Here is a 17733-nt window from a genome sequence, read left to right as displayed (position 1 = left end):
CATTACCCCAAAACTCCGAAGCGTATGAAAGCGTTCATTGTGCTACCACTGCTGTTTGGCGCACTGACCCCAGCCATGCTGTTCGCAGCCCCTGTCCCCGCCAAATCCACCAGTGCCACCCCTACCGATCCCGGCTGGCCTCGAGAAGCCACCAAAGATGGCGTGAAGCTGACGGTGTATCAGCCCCAGATCGACGCGTGGACCGACTATAAGGAACTTAAAGCCCGGGCCGCGTTCGTCCTGACCACCAAGGATGGCAAACCAGCCATCGGCGTCATGGAAGTGGCCGGCCACACCACAGCAGACATCGCCTCCCGTACCGTCTTGATCAGCGATCTGAAGATCACTGCGGCGCGCTTCCCCTCACTGCCGGAGGCAGAGGTCGGCCCCATGGAGACCCTGCTGAAGCAGACCTTTCCAGGCAAGTCCATGGCCGTCTCCCTGGACCGTCTCGCAGCCGGTGCAGAGCACACCAAGGAAACAACCAAGCCACTGGATCTGAAAATGGATCCGCCCCGCATCTTCGTCAGCAATCAGGCTGCCATCCTCCTCATCGTGCAAGGCAAGCCTGTCCTGGCCCCCATTGCCGGGACCAAGCTGGAGTTCGTCGTCAATACCAACTGGGACCTTCTGCATGATCCCGCCTCGGGGACCTACTACCTGCTCAGCGACAAGACTTGGCTCAGCGCCAAAGAACTCGCGGGTGAGTGGACCCTGACCAGCACCTTGCCGAAGGACTTCTCCACCTTGCCCAAAGGAAACCAGTGGGACCACGTGAAAAAAGCCATCCCTCCCAAAGTGGAGCGTGGGATGACGGTGCCCAAGATCTTTTACTCTGAAGAACCCGCGGAGTTGATCGTCTTCGAAGGCAGCCCGGTATGGCAGGAGGTGGAGGACACACACCTCCTCTGGGCCAAGAACACGGAAAGCTGGGTGCTGGAGGACGCCCGCGACCGGAAGCTCTACTTCCTGGTGAGCGGACGTTGGTTCACGTCTGAGAAGTGGGAGGGCCCCTGGACCTTTGCCAGCGGCAATCTGCCAGAAGATTTCAAGAACATCCCACCCGACAGTGAGTGCGCGGATGTCCTGGCATCCGTTCCGGGTACGCCAGAGGCCGCTGACGCCGTGCTGCTGGCCCAGGTGCCCCAGGAGGCGGTGGTCAATCGCAAAGAAGCTGAGACCAAGGCCAAAGTCACCTACGATGGCGAGCCAAAGTTCGAAGGCGTGGAAGGCACCTCCATGACCTATGCGGTCAACACCGGCTCTGACGTCATTTTTGAAGGCGGACGTTATTACCTCTGCCAGGATGCTGTCTGGTTTGTTTCCACGGCTCCTGTAGGCCCATGGTCCATCTGTCTGGATGTGCCTGCGGTCATCTACACCATTCCCCCGGCCTATCCCGTACATCGAGTGACGTACGTCCACGTGGAGTCCGGTCCCTCCGCAGATGTGGTGGTCTGCCGCTACACAGAAGGCTACTTTGGAGCCTTTGTCGCAGGCGTGGCCACCACGGCCGCCCTCGTGTGGGGTTCCGGTTGGTACTATCCGCCGTACGTGGCTTGGGGCGGCCCAGTGCCGATCTTTCGACCCTGGCCAGCCACCTACGGGGTGGCCGCCGCCTACAATCCTTGGACAGGCGGCTATGCCATCGGCAGTCGTGCCTATGGCCCCTATGCCTCCGCTGGCCGTGCCGCCTGGTACAACCCGGTGACCGGCAACTACGGCCGCGCCGCGCGTGTGGAAGGACCCTATGGGGCTCGCACCTGGGCCGCAGGTTACAATCCCCGCACCAACACTGGATGGGCCACGCACCAAGGAAACAACGGTTTTGCCCAGTGGGGTACCAGCGCCGTGCGCCGGGGCGATGACTGGGTACGGGCGGGTCATGTGGTCACCAATGAAGGCGGGGCCGCCCGCTGGCGCGGCTCTGAGGGCGGTGGTCGAGTATGGCGCGGAGATGACCACAGCGGTGGGGCCGCCGTCCACGATGGCAATTTCTACGCAGGCCGGGACGGCAACGTGTATCGGCGCGATGACCACGGCAACTGGGCCAAGTTCGACCACGGCGATTGGAACTCGGTCGACAAGAAGGACCAACTTCACGATGCCCGGAGCCGGTATCAGGACCACCACCCTGATCAGATCCATCCTCAGGCCAACCGCTTGGGAGAAGGTGGCAGCGGGCAACGCATCTCCCGGGAAGGGCACGAGGAGATCAGACGTCCGGACAACGTCCCTCCTCCCAGACGCGCCAACACTCAGCCGTCAAGCGAAGTCATGAGCCATCTGGATCGCGAGTCCTTCAACCGGCAGCGGAGTGACTTTCATGCGCATCAGGAGCGTTCTTATCAGCCGCCACAGCGCCAGATCTCCGGTGCCACCATGCATCGATCGAGTTCGGCATCCTTCAGTTCAAGGTCATTCAGCGGAGGTCGGGCGCACGGCGGCGGCATGCGCAGGCGTTGATCCATCGAGCCACCCATTCCATGAGAACTCTGATCTGCCTTCTCACCCTGGCTGGCGTGCTCTGGTACAGCCAGGCGGCCTCCCCCTTGATGGCCCAGGAGCCCAAGGTGCGATCTGCGCTTTCCTCAAAGGCTCCCTTCTATGCGGGCCAGAAGCTCACCCTCGTGGTGGAACTTCTAGCCCCGGGCTACTTCGCCAGTGCGGCCACTTTTGACATTCAGGACCCACAGGGTCTGTTGATCATGCCCCCTCTGGGAAGCCCCGTCGTCAGCACGGAGACGCTGGATGATGTCGCTTACACCGTGCAGCGTCATGAACTGTCGGTGCTCGCTCCTCAAGCAGGCGACCATGTGGTCCCTCCCCTCACCGTTCGCTTTCAATACAAGCGAGCTCCACTCGATAAGGACAGCGTGCCTGCCAGTCTTCATACTCCTGAAGTCAAGTTTCAGACCACTCAACCGCCGGGCACCGAAGGCATAGCACAGATCATCAGTGCAAGGGAGCTCACCGTCGTCGAAGAATGGAAACCAGCCCCCGGCGCCAAGCCTGCCAAGGCCGGAGATGCCTTCACCCGAACCATCACCTATACAGCCCGGGACATGCCCGGCATGATGTTCCCGCCCTTTCCTTCGGACAAGATTGAGGGCATCGCCATCTACCCCAAGGAACCAGAGGTGATGGACCACAGCGAACGTGGCGACCTTCTCGGCAAGCGCGTCGATACTCTCACTTACATGCTGCAGCAGCCCGGGCAATACACCCTCCCTGGAGCCAAGTTCTCCTGGTGGGACCTGGATGCCTCCGCACTGCGCACCATTGAGCTTCCTGCTCATGTCATCCAGGTGGCACCCAATCCAGCACTGGCATCAGCGCAGTCCGCCCCTGAGCCGATTGCACCCTCACACTGGTCCACTCCTGTCAAGATAACGGCAGCGGCACTGGCTTGCTTCGTCGTTTTGATTGCAGCCAGTCACCGCCTTCGTCAGCAGATCGCGGCCTGGTACAGGTTGTTTCTTCCTGTGCGACTTCAACCACTGAATCCCCCCTGACACAAAGGCTGACGTCGAAACTCAAGGTGATGCTACGCCTTCGCTTGGAGAACTTGACTGTCTTCAGGAAAGGTAGACTTGGTCGTAGTAGCCTCCACGAACCGACGGGTGAAAGGAGAGGGCTCATCTCGCCGCCATGCCACACCGAAGGAGAAGTCTTGGGATGCGTCCTCAACCTTCCGCAGGCAAAGCCGAAACCCGGAAATCGCATTGAATCCATCATGGACCAAAGCCACTCCACACCCCGAGACAATGGCCGCCACCAGGCTCGACGAACTGTCGTATTCTCCGACGACTCGAGGGCGGGGTTTCACCCCTCTTATGACGGTCTCAATCCAGGAATGATACTCCGGATAATGCTCACGGTTGTACGCCAGCAGACGCTGCCCCGCGAGCGCCCCTGCCGAGATGGCATCCGAACCGGCCAGATCGTGAGTCACTGCCATCGCCACGCAGGGTTGGTGACGCAGTATTTCGCGATACTCCAGACCGCCAACCAAGGAACCCGCGGCCGGTCTCACCAACAACGCCGCATGCAAACTGCCCTCACGCAACCTGGCGATCATTTCCTCGGTCGTCAGGTCTTGGAGCTGCAGTTTGACGTTGGGAAACTTCCTTTGGAACCGACGCAGAGCCTCAGGCAGAATGTCCATCGAGAGCGAAGGAGCGTAACCAACGTGAAGCTCGCCCGTGCTATTTCCGGCAAATTCCTTCACCGCATCTACCGCCGCCTGCACCCGATCCAGCGCGATCTGCGCCTCTTCAAGAAAGACCTGCCCAGCCGAAGTCAGCCTGACGGATCGGGCGTGATGCTCAAAGAGCCCCACCCCAAGTTCCTCCTCCAGATCCCGGATCTGCCGACTCAGGGCTGGCTGCGAGACATGCAGCAATGCGGCTGCCTTCGTGACGCTCTGTTGCCGGGCAACTTCAACAAAGTACCTCAAGTGACGAAGTTCCATTTCTGACTCAGCATAACCATTCGGCATGCTCAGCGGAAGCAGGAAGTATTGTCTTTTATCGATTCAAAAATCTAGACTTTGAGAGGCTGCCATCATCCTCCAGGACGACGCGATCCTTCACCATCCGGCAGCTGCACCGGTCCCGTTAGATCATCACAGAACCAATACCACAAACACCACCATCATGAGCACTTTCAAATACAACCGCCTCGACAAGAACGACACCGCAGTCCTGCTGGTCGACCACCAGTCCGGACTGACCAATCTCGTGCAGGACTTCTCTCCCGACGACTTCAAGAACAACGTTCTCGCCCTGGCAGACCTCGCCAAATACTTCAAGCTGCCCACCATCCTGACGACCAGCTTTGAAGATGGCCCCAACGGCCCCCTTGTGCCGGAACTGAAGGCGTTGTTTCCCGATGCCCCCTATGTTGCCCGTCCCGGCAACATCAACGCCTGGGACAACGAGGACTTCGTCAAAGCCGTCAAGGCAACCGGGAAGAAGCAACTGCTGATTGCTGGCATTGTCACAGAAGTCTGCGTCGCCTTCCCCGCCCTCTCCGCGCTTGAGGAGGGTTATGAAGTGTTTGTCGTCACCGATGCGTCGGGCACATTCAACCTCACCACCCGGAATGCGGCGTGGTCGCGCATGGAGGCAGCAGGCGCGCAATTGATGTCCTGGTTCGGGGTGGCGTGCGAGTTGCACCGCGACTGGCGCAATGACATTGAAGGTCTGGGCACGCTCTTCTCCAATCACCTGCCCTCCTATCGTTGTCTCATGACCAGCTATAGCGCCGCAGCATCTCGCAACAAGTAGCCAAAGACCTGCTGGCCATGGAGGTCCCACGACAGTTCTGACGCGAGTCGTGGGGTCTCCCCAGTTTTCGCCCGGGCGAGCACATGAGGTAGCGCAAGCATCATGTTTGAGCATGCTCAGCGGATCAGCGAAGCATTTTCCCTCACTCAATTGGAGGCGAAGATATCTCCATGAAACAACTCAAATCCATCTTGCAAAGCTCCGGCACCCACTGGGTGGGCAACGGCTTCCCCGTGCGCTCCGTGTTCTCCTATGACACCTTGGGTGAAGAGCTTGATCCCTTCCTTTTGCTCGACTATGCCGCGCCATACCTCTTTCCTCCGGGCACGGAAAAGCGCGGCGTGGGTGCCCACCCCCATCGTGGGTTCGAGACAGTGACCATCAGCTATCAGGGTGAAATCGAACACCGGGATTCCAGCGGCGGCGGAGGCAAAATCGGCCCTGGCGACGTCCAATGGATGACGGCCGCGAGCGGCCTGCTCCATGAGGAGTTTCACTCTGCCGAGTTCACCCGCACGGGAGGCGTGTTCGAGATGGCACAGCTATGGGTGAACCTGCCTGCCCGCGACAAGGACGCACATCCCCGCTATCAGACCTTGCTCAGGCAGGACATCCCTGTGGTGCAACTCCCCAATGGAGCCGGTGAGATCAGGGTCATCTCTGGCACCTTTTCCGGTGCATTCGGCCCGGCAAAAACCTTTACCCCCATCAATCTCTGGGACCTGAAAATCAATGCGGGTGCCAGCCCGTCACTTGTGCTTGCAGACGGGCACACCGCAGCCTTGGTGATCCTGTCCGGTGAGCTAGCCTTCACATCTGGCGAGAAAGCCGGAGTAGGGGCGCTGGCAATCTTCACCCGCGAGGGCGAGGACATTCAATTCTCCGCCACCAAAGAAACGAGGCTCCTGGTCATGAGCGGCGAACCTCTCCGCGAACCCATCGTAGGCAACGGTCCTTTTGTCATGAACAGCGAGCAGGAGATCCGGCAGGCATTCGCTGATGTCCGTGCGGGGAAGATGGGTTCCCTTTGAGTTTCCCGAACCTCCCTCCTCTTCCAGGCGCTGACATCCAGCGCCTGGACCTTTCTTCATCAAATTCCGGGCTGCATCAGCCCTCTTCTTCCTTGTGGAAGTACACCTTGATGAACTTCATCCCTTTGTCTTCATCGAAGCCGCGCTCTAGCAAAGGGTTGTTCTCCTTGGCCCCAAACGCGGGCTTGAGGTGAACCTCGATCCCGGCATCCAGCTTGAGCACGCCGCCGATTTTCTTCTTCGCCTTGGAGACCTGCTTCTTCGCGATGGCAAAGGACTTCTCCAGCGGCTGGCCCTGCTCCTCCTCCACCTTGGCACGGTGCTCGGCGAACTTCGCCACCACGTCCGGAGTCTTCAGGACTTCTTCCTCGAACTCCTTCAGGTCAAAGGTTTCACGCGTTTCAAAGAAGCTGATGGCGTCATGCGCAGCCGTCGTCTTGGCCTCGGGGGCGTCGCTCTCCTGGGGCACTTCCTGCTTCAGGAAGGCCACGGCCATGTCGGCATAGGACTTGGTCAGGAAGGCGGCGTCCGTCACAGCCTGAAGGCCCAGGAAATCACGCACCCAGAAGCGGGAATCCGTCCCCGTGCGGTCAAAGGTCAGCACGTAGTATCCCTGCTCAGGTGAGAAATCGACGATTAAGCAGCCTTTGTCGATTTTCTCCGGGTTGATCCCGTGCTCGGTCGTGAGCTTGAGGTCGCCATCTCGCGTGGAGATGCTCAGGAAAGGTTGCACGCTCTCAGACTTCAGGATGCAGAGCCCCTGCACCTTGCTGCCTTCGATCTCAATGTCCTTGATCAAGGAGATGCAGAGATCCCCTTCTTTGATGTTGGGGTGGTAGGACTTGGAATACAGCCGCTTGGCGATGTCGCAGCCCTTCTCCAGCAGGCCTTCGCCCGCAGTGAAGATCGCTTTCGCGATCGTGTTCATCTCATGCTGATCCAGCGAAGAGTGATGCGTAAAACGATGCGGAATGAGGTTCTTGAACGGCTTGAGAAAGATGCCTGTGAGCGTGATTTGGTCGCCTTCTTCAATAGGGAAAACTTCCTTCGACGTCTGCAAGGGCTCGTCGCGCTGGGGGTTGCCTACTTTGGCAAGCACGAGCCCGGTGGCGACGGCGGTGTTGAAACGGATCTTGATCGACATGGGGTCGCGAACCTAGGAAGGAACCCAGGTTTGAAAACAACTATAATTCCCTTAAAAACACCCCCGGGCATTGACAAGCCCGTTCCGCCACCTCCTACAGCGCGACATCCCGGGAGGCAGCAGCCCGCATCGCCTCGGCGACTCTCCCGTCATCCGGATTGCACACGTTTTGCGACACAATGCACTCCGCAATTGTCCCGCCTTCAGAATGATTGCGAGGCCGGATGCTGACGAACGCACCGATGGCGTTTGCCCGATAGCGGATGATCTTCAGCCCCATTCCTGGCGCATTTTCCGGCTCCTTAAAGGGCACCCCGTCATTCGTGACGGTCAGGCTCACGGACTCCCAGTCAGTCTCCAGCGTCATGTCGATCCGGGTGGGATGACCATGCCGTGCCGCGTTGTTGATGAACTCCTGGGCAATGCGGTAGATGTGATTCGCAGCGTCTGTGTTGCTGACCAGCACCGTGTGCTCACACTCAAAGAAGCACGGCACTTCATAAATCGTCTCCGCTAGATCAGCCAGCTTGCGCAGCGCCAGCATCAATCCCTCCCCATCCATCTCCACCGGAGAAAGACCACGGGCAATGTCACGCAACAGCGCAGAGGTGCCGGTGAGCTGCGTCTTCAACTCCTGCGCCAGTGGCAGGCTGGTCGAGTGTTCATTGCGCAGGGAGGCCACCAGCACCTCACACCGCATTTTCAGCGACGCCAGACGCTGACAGGCGTCATCATGCAGGTCATGTCCCAGACGCCGGCGCTCCTGTTCGCTGATGTTGAGGAACTGCTCTTCCAGCACCTTGCGATCGGTGACATCACGACTGATGCCCACCACACGGTGGATGCCCCCGCCTGGAGCCATCACCGGGAAGGCGCTGGCCTCGATCCAACCACGCTCTCCGCCTTTCCGAATGATCGGGTATTCGAAGTGAACCGCTTTGCCCTCGCTGTAGAGCGTCTCGAACAACACCTTCAGCTTCTGCAGGTGCTCCTGAGGGATGTATTGATTCCAAAGCGGGTTCCCCTTCACCGTGCCGTCCCGATCACGCCCCCAGACCCGCTCATAGGCCGGACTCACGTAGATGACCTGACGGTTGCCATCCAGCACCCACACCACCTCGTTGATGTTGTCCACGATCTGACGGAAGAGCGCCTCCTGCTCCTGCAATGCCGCCGACAGACGGGAGAATTCGTCGGCCCCAGGCAGCACGCTGACGGGCGTCAGGCTGTCCTGACGATTCCGGATCAGGTCCAGCACCCGGTCCATGCGCTTGCGCAGGAAATTCCGCAACCACCACCAAAACAACGCACACAGCACCAACAACACCGCCGCAGAGGCCCCCGCCTCCCAGATGGTATTCTCCCGCTGGCCCGCCAGCACGTCCCGCATGTCCCGCTCCAGCACCGCCACACGCATCTGCTTGGCCGAGGGTGCTTGAGCCGAGACCGGGTAGGCCATGACCAGACCGACGGAGGAAACGCGGTCCTTGTGGGGCGAGCCCGTGTTCAGCGTCTTGATCACCACGGCCCCGGCAGCGGGTCCTTCTGCATCGGTGACCGTCTTGCCCACCATGGACACGTCGGTGCAAGCTACCAGCACCCCTCGCTCATCGCAGACGCCCGCCCACTTCACCCGGCTATAGCTCGCTAGAATCTCCAGGTGGGAATTCAGCTGGTCCTTTTTCTCAAGTGAGGCCCGGCTTGCCACCTTGGCCAGTCGGGCCACCTGCTTTCCCCCCAGCAGGGCCTGATCACGGAGCTCCTTATTGTCCCCCAGATGCAACAGCACCAGCGTGTTCACCCCGATGAACACCATGCAGCATACCAGCACACTCAGCGGCAGGCTGATGTGCAAAGGGAGCGGCAGATACTGTCGGAATCTTTTCATTCTATGGGAAATTCATCCTCACCCGATCAGCGACAGCCGCAACAAAATTGTGACTAGCCAGCAGGGGCACCCGCAGAACCGCCGCCCTCGCCCTTGCGACTGTGCCGTGGATCATAGTAAATGTGCACATCGGCCTCCCGAAAGCCAAGGATTTCCTGCGCCCGCTTCAAAGCATCTCTCGTGGAGAGATTGGGATTAGAAGCATTTCCCATAAAGAGATTCTCCCGGCCCAGGACCTCGATCAGGCCACTGTTCTTCAGTACCCTGACCACATCCCGCATCGCGCCGCTGATGATCAGGTGCCTGTCCGCCTGTTTCATGATCCGGATCAACTCCTCGAGCGCCATCACACTGGTGGCATCCAGATGCCGGGCATTCTTCAGGCGTAGGATGATGATCTTGAGGTTGGGATCAGAGCAGGTTCTCTGGATCTGCGTCCGGAACAGCTCTGCCGCGCCAAAGAAGAGATCCCCCTCCACGTGCACAATGGAGATGGAAGGGTTCTGCCGCTCCTTCCCTTGGGCCTCGGCGAGGTTCCCTTCCTTGTTGAACTCATACTCCACGAGCGAAGGCTGGCTGGCCTTTCGCAGGTACAGCATGATCGAAATGCCCACACCTGTGAAGATGGCCACGTGCAAGGGCACCAGCAGCGTGGACGCCAGGGTGACGACAAAGACAAATGCGTCTGACTTCGTGGCCCGCAGGGAGATGCGGATCTGCCGTCGATGAATGAGAGACACAGCGATACAGATCACCAGAGTGGCCAGCACCGCCCGCGGTATATACGCAACCAGGGGGCCAATCGTGAGGGCACCTACCAGACAGATCGAGCCATTGATCATGCTCGAAAGTGGCGTTCTCGCCCCACTCTCGAAGTTCAGCGCCGATCGCGTGAGGGACCCGCTCGCAGGCATCCCGCTCAGGTAGGCACATGCCAGGTTTGCAGTCCCGAGCGAAAGCATGTCCTGGTTGGCATCCACGCGGTAGTTTCCACGGGACGCGATCGTCTTCGACATTGCGCTCTGCTCCAGCGTCGCCACAAAGGCAATGGCCACAGCCAGACCAAACAGCTGGCTGAACTGAATGGCCACATCTTTCGAAAGGAAGTCCGGGAACGGAGGCAGCAGATCATAGATGGTGAACTTGGCATCCGCATAGGTCACCACATGGAAGCCGGCCGATTTCATCCACACCGCCAGCCCAGACATCGCTACCAGCACGATGACGAAGGTCGGCAGTTGAGGACGCCATCGCTTTAACAAGACGAACAGCGCAAGCGTCGCCCCCGTCAGGGCCATGGAGGTCCACTGCACCTCCCCCAACCGGTCCCACAGAGCCCCCAGAGTACCGAACAACGTTCGCGACGCGCCCCCTTTGGGGATCGTCACTCCCAGGAGGGCTGGAAGCTGGTTGACCATGATCAGCACCGCCGCCCCCGTCACATAGGCGACGATCACCGTCCGGCTGATGTACTGCGCCAGATCAGCCACCCGGAAGTAGCCCCCGAGCAACAGCAGCGCCCCCACCAGGAACACCAGCATCGGCATCAACGCGAGTTGATTGATGTTCGGGTGTGATGCGAAGAACGAAAACGTGATAAATGCCGTGGCATTCGTCGGCCCCAGAATGGTATGCCGGGAGCTGGCCAGCAGCGGCCCTACCAGAGCGGCCACCGCAGAGCAGGTGGCTCCATACCACAGAGGCAATCCTGCGATCACGGCATAGGCCATCCCCTGGGGCAGATCCAGAAGCGCCACTGTCACCCCTGCTTTGAGGTCAGCCTTGGCTTTGACTGTGTTGTACCCACGCAGGGTATGACGCAGAGGAAACGGATCCAGGGGATGATCCAGGGCAAATGACTTCACCTGTTCCCAAACACCCGCCAGGGTGCCCCAGGTCCGAAGTATGCTCTTGTTCAAGTCCAACGCCTGCTCCTGAATCTGGGTCCGGAGGTCCGGTCCTTAAGGTTGCGATCGAGGGGGCTATTTTTCCATTCCAAAGAAGTCTCGAAACACACGCAGATAGACGTCACGCTTGAAGCGCGGCACCCACTCCATGTCGAACTTCTCCGGCTTAATCCATCGCCAGCGGTCAAACTCGCGATGTTCAGTATCGAGATTGATGTCCCGGTCTTTACCGAGGAACCGGCACAGATAGTACACCTGCTCCTGCCCTCCGTAGATCCCGTATTTGAGACGCCCCTTGGGAAAATCGTAGCGATAGCCTCCTTTGCGATCCAAGAGCTGGATGTCCTCCGGACGGATTCCCACCTCTTCCTCCACTTCGCGGAAGAGTGCTTCCTCCAGACCCTCGCCTGGGTCCACACCGCCTTGCGGGAACTGCCAGGCACTCCGCAGACCCGAACGCTGGGCCACGAGCATGGAGTTGTCCATGTTGAGGATGATGGCCGCCACATTGGGCCGATAGATTACCGGCGGCACTGTCTTCACCTCGGCCGCAGGCACACTGCTGCCCGTCTCGGCCTTCACCGGACTGGCAGAATGGACATCTGGAAAAGGCGCAGCCATCGTGAGTACATTAATTGATGCTTGTAACAGGAGACTTTTGCAACGGTTTTATCAAGAGATGCGAAGCTTTTGAGCGAGAGTCGTGCCAACCTTGTCACTCCCATCACTCCCCCACCAGCCTTTTCGGTTGGCAATTTGCCCGGGCTGCGCTTGGTGAGTGAATTCGCATTTCATGAAAGCTTTCATCTTCGACCTCGACGGTACGCTCATCGACTCCCTGGCAGACTTGGCTGAAGCCATCAACCGCATGCTGCAGGCCCGGGGTTATCCCCGCCAACCCTTGGGTGTCTTCCCTAAATACGTGGGAGATGGCGTCCGGGCGCTCGTCGAACGCGCGCTTCCACCCGAAACTCTTGCCACTGAGGACATTGATGCCCGGGTCAACGAATACCAGAAGCACTATCACGAGACGTGGAAAAACGAGACCCGCCCCTACGTCGGCATCGAGGAAGCACTCCAGGGCCTGCACGAGCGCGGCATGAAGCTCGCGGTTCTTTCCAACAAGCCTCACGCCTTCACGCTGCTCTGCTGCAAACACTTCTTTCCTGACACCCCTTTCGAAATCGTGCTCGGCGCCAGGTCAGATGTGCCCAAGAAACCTGACCCCGCCGGTGCCTTCGAGATCTGTCAGGCCCTTGGCGTGGAACCCTCCGACTGCGCCTACGTGGGCGACTCGGACATCGACATGCAGCTGGCAGTGAATGCCGGCATGCTCGCCGTCGGCGTCAAATGGGGCTTCCGCGGTGAAGCAGAACTCCGTGCCAGCGGTGCCGCAGAGATCGTGACCACACCAGACGACATTGTGTGTCTGGTCAGTGGGGTATGCTAAGAAGATACAAGACTGGAAGACTCAAGACTCAAGACCGGAACGCCAGCGAAACCAGCCGCCACCAAGTCGGCCTTCCCGCAAAACACAAACGCAAGACCCACTCTCAGGTCTTGCGTCTTGTGTCTCCGCCGCAGGCGGCTAGAGCTCCGTGACCTTGATGTTCTTCCACCAGACCTCGTCGCCGTGGTCGGTCAGCATAAAGCGGCCTTTGCCCGGGGCGAAGCCTTCCACCGCTTTGAATTTGCTCTTGGCGATGCCCGCCTTCCATTCTTCAGACTTGCTGTCGATTTCGCCAGCGAGCTTGCCGTTCAGCCAGTGCTGGATCTTGCCGTCCTTGCTCACCACTTTGCTGTGGTTCCACTCGCCCGCAGGCTTCACAGCCTTGTCTGCCGCGGGAGCTTTGATGTCGTAGAAGGACGCCGTGCTGTGGGTTCCAGCCCCCTTGGTTGCGTCAGCATGCTTGGCGTCGTCGATCATCTGGTACTCCACGCCCAGCCAGCCGCCTTTGGGGAACTCGTTCACCCAGTATTTGATGCCGCTGTTGCCCCCTTCTGCCAGCTTCCAGTCCCACTCGACCTCGAAGTTGGCGTACTCCTTCTTGGAGATGATGTTCCCGGCCTTTTCCACACGATGGATGGTGCCATCCTCTTCGGTCTTCCAGCCAGCCGGAGCGGGATTGCCCTTGCCATCTGTAAAGTCGGCAATGGTCAGAGTCACGGGGTCAGCCCCGTACGAAAGCGTGATGCCCATGAGGGCGGAGAGGATCAAAAGAGGCAGCGGACGCATGGCAGTTGGGTGTGGTTTCGGAATGCTTGAGAAAGGATCAGCTAATCAGTCTTCATTCCCCAAAACTTTCACATTTTAACAGGAATCCTCACGGATTGGCCTTTCCATACCACAGCATGTGCTGCCAAGGCAGCCCGTCGAAGGCCTTCACCAGCTTGAAACCGTTGGCCGTCATTTCTTTGTCGATCTGGGCCTTCGTCATCTTGTGCTCTGGCTTGATCGGCACGGTGTCGTCCTCCGCGCGAAATTCCACCAGCACCACCACGCCATCTGGCTTCAACGCCTTGCGCATGGCCGTCAGCATCTGCTCTGGATGGGAAAACTCATGGTACACATCCACCAGCAACATCAGATCGAAGGTAGCCTCCGGTAAATTGGGATCATAGAGCTTGCCCAAGACTGGCACAAAGTTGGTCACACCCGCTTTCTCCGCTCCCTCCTTCAACATGAGCAGATACGGCTCCTGGATCTCCACCCCGTACACCTTGCCACCAGGAGCCACCGACTTGCCCATGGGAAAGGTGTGATAGCCGTTGCCGCAACCCAGATCACAGACCGTCATGCCCGGCTTGAGCTCCAGCTTCTCCCGCATCAAACTTGCCGCCTCCTCCCGTTCCCGCTTATGGCGGATGAGCCAACCCGATCCGCTCCAGTGCATGGTCTGAGCCACGGTGCGCCCCATATACTCCGTCACGGCGGGAGGAGCGAAGGCCTCCGCGGGATCAACGGTCTGGGCGGGCACATCGGCCCGCCCCAAAATCAGGGCGAGGGACAAGATCGCAGTTCCAGCGAGGGACAGGGAGGAGAGGCGCATAGAGCAAAACATTCACTTCATCAAACGCAATTGGCCGCCCTTTTCCCAGCAGAAAACGACGTACCCTCCCCACCCCATTTCCCTCGGCAGGGACCTACCAACGAGAATCGCGCAGGGCTGGGAAGGCCTCCCGCCATGCCTGGAGTTCTGCCAGATCCAGCCGGGCCGAAACCGACCCAGCCGACTCACCCGCATCGGCGATGATGTGTCCGTGGGGGCTCACCACCACGCTGCGCCCATTGTAGTGCAGATGCGGATCGCTTCCCGCCCGGTTGACTCCCACCACGTAGGCGAGATTTTCGATCGCCCGGGCCTGCAGGAGCGTCAGCCAGTGGTGGTACCGCTTCACCGGCCAGCTGGCAATCACCACCAGCAGATTCGCGCCCACCATGGTGGCGTCGCGGAACAGCTCGGGGAATCGCAGATCATAGCAGACGAAGGGGGCCACCATAAACCCCTCCAACGGAAAGGCGATCACCGCCTCACCAGCCGTGTGGCACTCCGCCTCGCCCCCCAGATTAAAAAGTTGCTGCTTCGCGTAGCGGGCCAGCACCTCCCCATCAGGCCCGATGGTGACGGATTCATTGAACGCTCTCCCTTCCTCAGGAGGCGCCACGACCCCTCCCATCACCGCGCATCGATGGTCCAGCGCCAACCGGGACAAAAAGGCTTCATCTTCCCTGGCTTGACTCTGGGCCGTCACCGCCAAATTCATGCTGAAACCCGTGGCATACATCTCTGGCAGTACCAGCAGACTCCCCGGCACTGGGGGGAACCGCTCCAGCATGGCCACCACGCCAGCCTGACTCGCCGCCTTGTCCTCCCACACGGGATTTGTCTGCAGAATTTGTACAATCATTTCACTTCCAATCTTTTTACGCGCACGCCCCCCTTATGGTGAGATTCAAGGGTGTATGGAATCAACGTCCGCAAAACGGTTGCACCTCAACTATTCTGCGCTTCGTTATGACAGCCTCTTGCATGTCGCTGTCTGAGATTGCCTGAATGACCATGAAAGTGAAGACTTTTTATCTTTTTGCCTCCCTGATGCTGGCGGGTTCCGCCTTTTCTCAGGGGACCGCTCAGAAGTTCGACCCGGCTCAGTTCCCTGGCTATGTCATGGATGAAGTGGTTGTCCCTGTACCCAGTGAGATCTTTGCCGTCCTGGATAAATTGGGTGATCCCAACTGGAAGGATGAACTTCGCAAGCTCTCCACCCCCGACTCCTCTGACCGGATGGAGCTATCGCTGGTGTTTGGCACCGTGGTAGCAGAAGGCTTTGTCGCCGTGCAGGCCCAGGACAAGCAGGCCGTCGAGGAAATTGGCCGTGAAGTCATCAATATCGCCCAGAGCCTCGGCCTGACCAAGGCCGTCCGCCCGCATGCCCAGAGCATTCTGGACGCTGTGCAGAAGGATGACTGGAAGGCGGTCCGCAAAGAATTCGACCAGACTCAAGCCACCGTTCGGGCTGAGATGGAGCGCATGCGTGACAACGACCTGGCCCAGTGCGTCAGCCTCGGTGGTTGGCTCCGCGGCACTTCCTCCGCCACTTCCGTGGTTTCCAAGGCGTACACCAATGATAGGGCCGAGTTGCTCAACCAGCCCATGCTGGTGGATCACTTCAGCAAGTCCGTGGGCAGCATGTCGGATTCCGCCAAGAACAATCGCCTTGTGACGGCGATTTCCAAGGGCCTCGTCACCATCCGCAAGTCTATGGACTCTCCTGACGGCAGCTTCACGCCTGAAAAGATCAATACCATTCATACGACCTGCGAAGAACTGCTGGCTTTGATCCTTCAAGTCAAAAAGTCCCGGTAATCACCCGGCCCCCCAGCTTCTCCTCAAATGAACAAGCTCAAGCTTCAGTGCGCGGTCTTCTGCGCTCTCTTTGTGGCCCTGACCAGTGCCTATGCCTTCGTGGATGAGGCACATGATCACGCCATGGAGGCCGCTACGCCGTTCGTGGAGCAGGGCTACACCGTTCGTGAGGACTACTGGAATGGTGAAGTGGAGTCCGGCCAGAAACTGGCCGTCCGTCACCAACTCTTCAAGGGCAACGAATATGCTTTCTGGCTCGGTACCGCCAACGAAGACTGTGAGCTTGAGCTCGCAGTCTTCGATTCCAAGGGCCAGCCAGTCCACATGGAACGCAAAAACGGCAAGTTCACCTGCTCCGTGCGGGTGAATCCGCCAGCAACTGGCACCTACACGGTCGTTTTCAGCGTAAAGAGCAAGAAAGAACGCGGAGTCACGTGGGCACTCGCCTACGGCTACCGTTGAGGATTCCCCCAATGTACATCTTGATGCACTCCACAGGAGACTGACGTCCAGTCTTTCCTGTTTTCCTCGTGGCTTTGACAGAGCTCTGGCGTTGTGACCAGAGGCTAAAGCATTGCCATATCCCTCAATCCGCTTCTTTCAATCTGACAAAATGTCATCTGTCACCCTTACATACGAAACTCCGCAGTTTCTCCACTCAGTCATCGGAAACGACATCGCCAGCCTTCGAAAACTGGCCGAGGCTTTCGACATCCAGGTCACGTCCCGTGACGGCTGGATCAAGCTCGACGGCCCCGAAGACCGCATCAATGCCGCTCAGGAAGTCCTGACTGAGCTCGAGAAAGTTCGCCGCGGTGGGGCTGAGGTCAGCCCAGGCATGCTTCAAATGGTGATCGCCAATACCCGTCAGCCTTGGACGGAGGCCCCGGCGGAAAAGATCCTGCAACTCAAGTTGCTGGGATCTTCCCGCAAGCCTCCCGTTCTCGCCAAGACCCGCGGCCAAATCGACTACCTCCACGCCATGCGTGAGAACGAGGTCGTCTTTGGTATCGGCCCTGCAGGCACTGGCAAAACCTACCTCGCCATGGCGCAGGCGCTCCAGTCGTTGCGCGAAAAAACCGTGCAGAGACTGGTCCTGACCCGCCCAGCGGTGGAGGCGGGCGAAGCGCTCGGCTTCCTGCCGGGAGACCTCAATGAGAAAGTCTTCCCCTACCTTCGTCCACTCTACGATGCTCTCTACGAGATGCTGGAGACGGATGAAGCCGAGAAGATGATCGAACGAGGCATCGTGGAGATCGCCCCCCTCGCCTACATGCGGGGACGGACTCTAAAGAACTCTTTCGTCATCCTTGATGAGGCCCAGAACACCACCACTGAGCAGATGCTGATGTTCCTGACCCGACTAGGAGAAGGATCACGTTGTGTCGTCACTGGAGACCCCTCCCAGGTAGACTTGAAACGTGGGGTTCGATCGGGCTTGGCGGAAGCCATGCACATTCTCTCTGGTGTGGATGGTTTGCGTTTCATCCGCTTCGAACCGACGGATGTGGTGCGCTTGCCCATCGTCCAACGGATCATTGAAGCCTATCGCATCCATCGGGCAACTGGGGAATAGCAAGGAAAAGGTTGTGTTCGGAAGGGAA

16 protein-coding genes are annotated in these 17733 nt (G+C 59.0%); 8 read left to right on the top strand and 8 right to left on the bottom strand.

Annotated features, from left to right (window positions below):
• Window positions 1-24 precede the first annotated feature (24 nt).
• Both BV106_RS21815 and BV106_RS21810 read left to right on the top strand, forming a co-directional pair.
• Window positions 25-2466 (top strand): hypothetical protein, encoded by a 2442-nt coding sequence (locus BV106_RS21815; RefSeq protein ID WP_051946166.1) that lies wholly within the window; start codon window positions 25-27, stop codon window positions 2464-2466.
• Between the two features lie 20 nt (window positions 2467-2486).
• Window positions 2487-3515 carry a BatD family protein gene (locus BV106_RS21810; RefSeq protein ID WP_038168232.1) on the top strand — a complete coding sequence of 343 codons (1029 nt, stop codon included), beginning with the start codon at window positions 2487-2489 and terminating at the stop codon, window positions 3513-3515.
• A 32-nt stretch (window positions 3516-3547) separates the two neighbouring features.
• Here BV106_RS21810 and BV106_RS36035 read toward each other — a convergent pair whose 3' ends face one another.
• Complete coding sequence (locus BV106_RS36035) at window positions 3548-4474, bottom strand: LysR family transcriptional regulator (RefSeq protein WP_051946165.1); 927 nt, start codon at window positions 4472-4474, stop codon at window positions 3548-3550.
• A gap of 184 nt (window positions 4475-4658) precedes the next feature.
• Here BV106_RS36035 and ycaC point away from each other — a divergent pair, with 184 nt between their 5' ends.
• On the top strand, window positions 4659-5291 hold the full coding sequence (ycaC, locus tag BV106_RS21800) for an isochorismate family cysteine hydrolase YcaC (RefSeq protein WP_038168230.1): 633 nt from the start codon (window positions 4659-4661) through the stop codon (window positions 5289-5291).
• A 170-nt stretch (window positions 5292-5461) separates the two neighbouring features.
• On the top strand, window positions 5462-6322 hold the full coding sequence (locus BV106_RS21795) for a pirin family protein (RefSeq protein WP_038168228.1): 861 nt from the start codon (window positions 5462-5464) through the stop codon (window positions 6320-6322).
• A gap of 76 nt (window positions 6323-6398) precedes the next feature.
• On the opposite strand, the gene BV106_RS21790 is transcribed toward BV106_RS21795, so the two are convergent.
• The 4 genes from BV106_RS21790 to BV106_RS21775 all read right to left on the bottom strand — a co-directional run bounded on the left by BV106_RS21790 (window position 6399) and on the right by BV106_RS21775 (window position 11882).
• Window positions 6399-7466, bottom strand: coding sequence for a nucleoid-associated protein (locus tag BV106_RS21790; RefSeq protein ID WP_038168227.1), 1068 nt, complete (start codon window positions 7464-7466; stop codon window positions 6399-6401).
• A gap of 94 nt (window positions 7467-7560) precedes the next feature.
• Window positions 7561-9354 (bottom strand): PAS domain S-box protein, encoded by a 1794-nt coding sequence (locus BV106_RS21785; protein WP_038168225.1) that lies wholly within the window; start codon window positions 9352-9354, stop codon window positions 7561-7563.
• A 53-nt stretch (window positions 9355-9407) separates the two neighbouring features.
• A complete protein-coding gene (locus BV106_RS21780; RefSeq protein ID WP_265595938.1) occupies window positions 9408-11273 on the bottom strand; it encodes a SulP family inorganic anion transporter in 1866 nt (621 codons plus the stop codon).
• Window positions 11274-11336: 63 nt separating this feature from the next.
• Entirely contained in the window at window positions 11337-11882 is a 546-nt protein-coding gene (locus BV106_RS21775; RefSeq protein WP_051946163.1) for an RNA pyrophosphohydrolase, read from the bottom strand.
• A gap of 172 nt (window positions 11883-12054) precedes the next feature.
• Between BV106_RS21775 and BV106_RS21770 the strand changes: the two genes are divergently transcribed.
• Window positions 12055-12711 (top strand): HAD family hydrolase, encoded by a 657-nt coding sequence (locus BV106_RS21770; RefSeq protein WP_038168223.1) that lies wholly within the window; start codon window positions 12055-12057, stop codon window positions 12709-12711.
• Between the two features lie 138 nt (window positions 12712-12849).
• Here BV106_RS21770 and BV106_RS21765 read toward each other — a convergent pair whose 3' ends face one another.
• The 3 genes from BV106_RS21765 to BV106_RS21755 all read right to left on the bottom strand — a co-directional run bounded on the left by BV106_RS21765 (window position 12850) and on the right by BV106_RS21755 (window position 15170).
• Window positions 12850-13497, bottom strand: coding sequence for a DUF1080 domain-containing protein (locus tag BV106_RS21765; protein WP_051946162.1), 648 nt, complete (start codon window positions 13495-13497; stop codon window positions 12850-12852).
• Window positions 13498-13585: 88 nt separating this feature from the next.
• A complete protein-coding gene (locus BV106_RS21760; RefSeq protein WP_265595937.1) occupies window positions 13586-14311 on the bottom strand; it encodes a methyltransferase domain-containing protein in 726 nt (241 codons plus the stop codon).
• A gap of 94 nt (window positions 14312-14405) precedes the next feature.
• Window positions 14406-15170, bottom strand: a complete 765-nt coding sequence (locus BV106_RS21755; RefSeq protein WP_265595936.1) for a nitrilase-related carbon-nitrogen hydrolase — start codon at window positions 15168-15170, stop codon at window positions 14406-14408.
• A 152-nt stretch (window positions 15171-15322) separates the two neighbouring features.
• Here BV106_RS21755 and BV106_RS21750 point away from each other — a divergent pair, with 152 nt between their 5' ends.
• The 3 genes from BV106_RS21750 (at window position 15323) to BV106_RS21740 (ending at window position 17705) form a co-directional block, all read left to right on the top strand.
• Window positions 15323-16129, top strand: coding sequence for a hypothetical protein (locus BV106_RS21750; RefSeq protein WP_265595935.1), 807 nt, complete (start codon window positions 15323-15325; stop codon window positions 16127-16129).
• Between the two features lie 27 nt (window positions 16130-16156).
• On the top strand, window positions 16157-16591 hold the full coding sequence (locus BV106_RS21745) for a hypothetical protein (protein ID WP_038168214.1): 435 nt from the start codon (window positions 16157-16159) through the stop codon (window positions 16589-16591).
• Between the two features lie 151 nt (window positions 16592-16742).
• Window positions 16743-17705 (top strand): PhoH family protein, encoded by a 963-nt coding sequence (locus tag BV106_RS21740; RefSeq protein WP_038168212.1) that lies wholly within the window; start codon window positions 16743-16745, stop codon window positions 17703-17705.
• The last annotated feature ends 28 nt before the right edge of the window (window positions 17706-17733 follow it).

The organism is Verrucomicrobium sp. BvORR106 (assembly GCF_000739655.1).
Classification (GTDB): Bacteria; Verrucomicrobiota; Verrucomicrobiia; order Verrucomicrobiales; family Verrucomicrobiaceae; genus Verrucomicrobium.
The sequence above is the reverse complement of the archived record's forward strand: the minus strand, read 5'-3'. Positions and strand labels throughout refer to the sequence as shown.

What these genes read in the sequence shown, in the direction of transcription:
- BV106_RS21815 (WP_051946166.1), top strand. Translation starts at nt 25, where the DNA reads ATGAAAGCGTTCATTGTGCTACCACTGCTGTTTGGCGCACTGACCCCA.
- BV106_RS21810 (WP_038168232.1), top strand. Translation starts at nt 2,487, where the DNA reads ATGAGAACTCTGATCTGCCTTCTCACCCTGGCTGGCGTGCTCTGGTAC.
- BV106_RS36035 (WP_051946165.1), bottom strand. Translation starts at nt 4,474, where the DNA reads ATGGAACTTCGTCACTTGAGGTACTTTGTTGAAGTTGCCCGGCAACAG.
- ycaC (WP_038168230.1), top strand. Translation starts at nt 4,659, where the DNA reads ATGAGCACTTTCAAATACAACCGCCTCGACAAGAACGACACCGCAGTC.
- BV106_RS21795 (WP_038168228.1), top strand. Translation starts at nt 5,462, where the DNA reads ATGAAACAACTCAAATCCATCTTGCAAAGCTCCGGCACCCACTGGGTG.
- BV106_RS21790 (WP_038168227.1), bottom strand. Translation starts at nt 7,466, where the DNA reads ATGTCGATCAAGATCCGTTTCAACACCGCCGTCGCCACCGGGCTCGTG.
- BV106_RS21785 (WP_038168225.1), bottom strand. Translation starts at nt 9,354, where the DNA reads ATGAAAAGATTCCGACAGTATCTGCCGCTCCCTTTGCACATCAGCCTG.
- BV106_RS21775 (WP_051946163.1), bottom strand. Translation starts at nt 11,882, where the DNA reads ATGGCTGCGCCTTTTCCAGATGTCCATTCTGCCAGTCCGGTGAAGGCC.
- BV106_RS21770 (WP_038168223.1), top strand. Translation starts at nt 12,055, where the DNA reads ATGAAAGCTTTCATCTTCGACCTCGACGGTACGCTCATCGACTCCCTG.
- BV106_RS21765 (WP_051946162.1), bottom strand. Translation starts at nt 13,497, where the DNA reads ATGCGTCCGCTGCCTCTTTTGATCCTCTCCGCCCTCATGGGCATCACG.
- BV106_RS21760 (WP_265595937.1), bottom strand. Translation starts at nt 14,311, where the DNA reads ATGCGCCTCTCCTCCCTGTCCCTCGCTGGAACTGCGATCTTGTCCCTC.
- BV106_RS21755 (WP_265595936.1), bottom strand. Translation starts at nt 15,170, where the DNA reads ATGATTGTACAAATTCTGCAGACAAATCCCGTGTGGGAGGACAAGGCG.
- BV106_RS21750 (WP_265595935.1), top strand. Translation starts at nt 15,323, where the DNA reads ATGAAAGTGAAGACTTTTTATCTTTTTGCCTCCCTGATGCTGGCGGGT.
- BV106_RS21745 (WP_038168214.1), top strand. Translation starts at nt 16,157, where the DNA reads ATGAACAAGCTCAAGCTTCAGTGCGCGGTCTTCTGCGCTCTCTTTGTG.
- BV106_RS21740 (WP_038168212.1), top strand. Translation starts at nt 16,743, where the DNA reads ATGTCATCTGTCACCCTTACATACGAAACTCCGCAGTTTCTCCACTCA.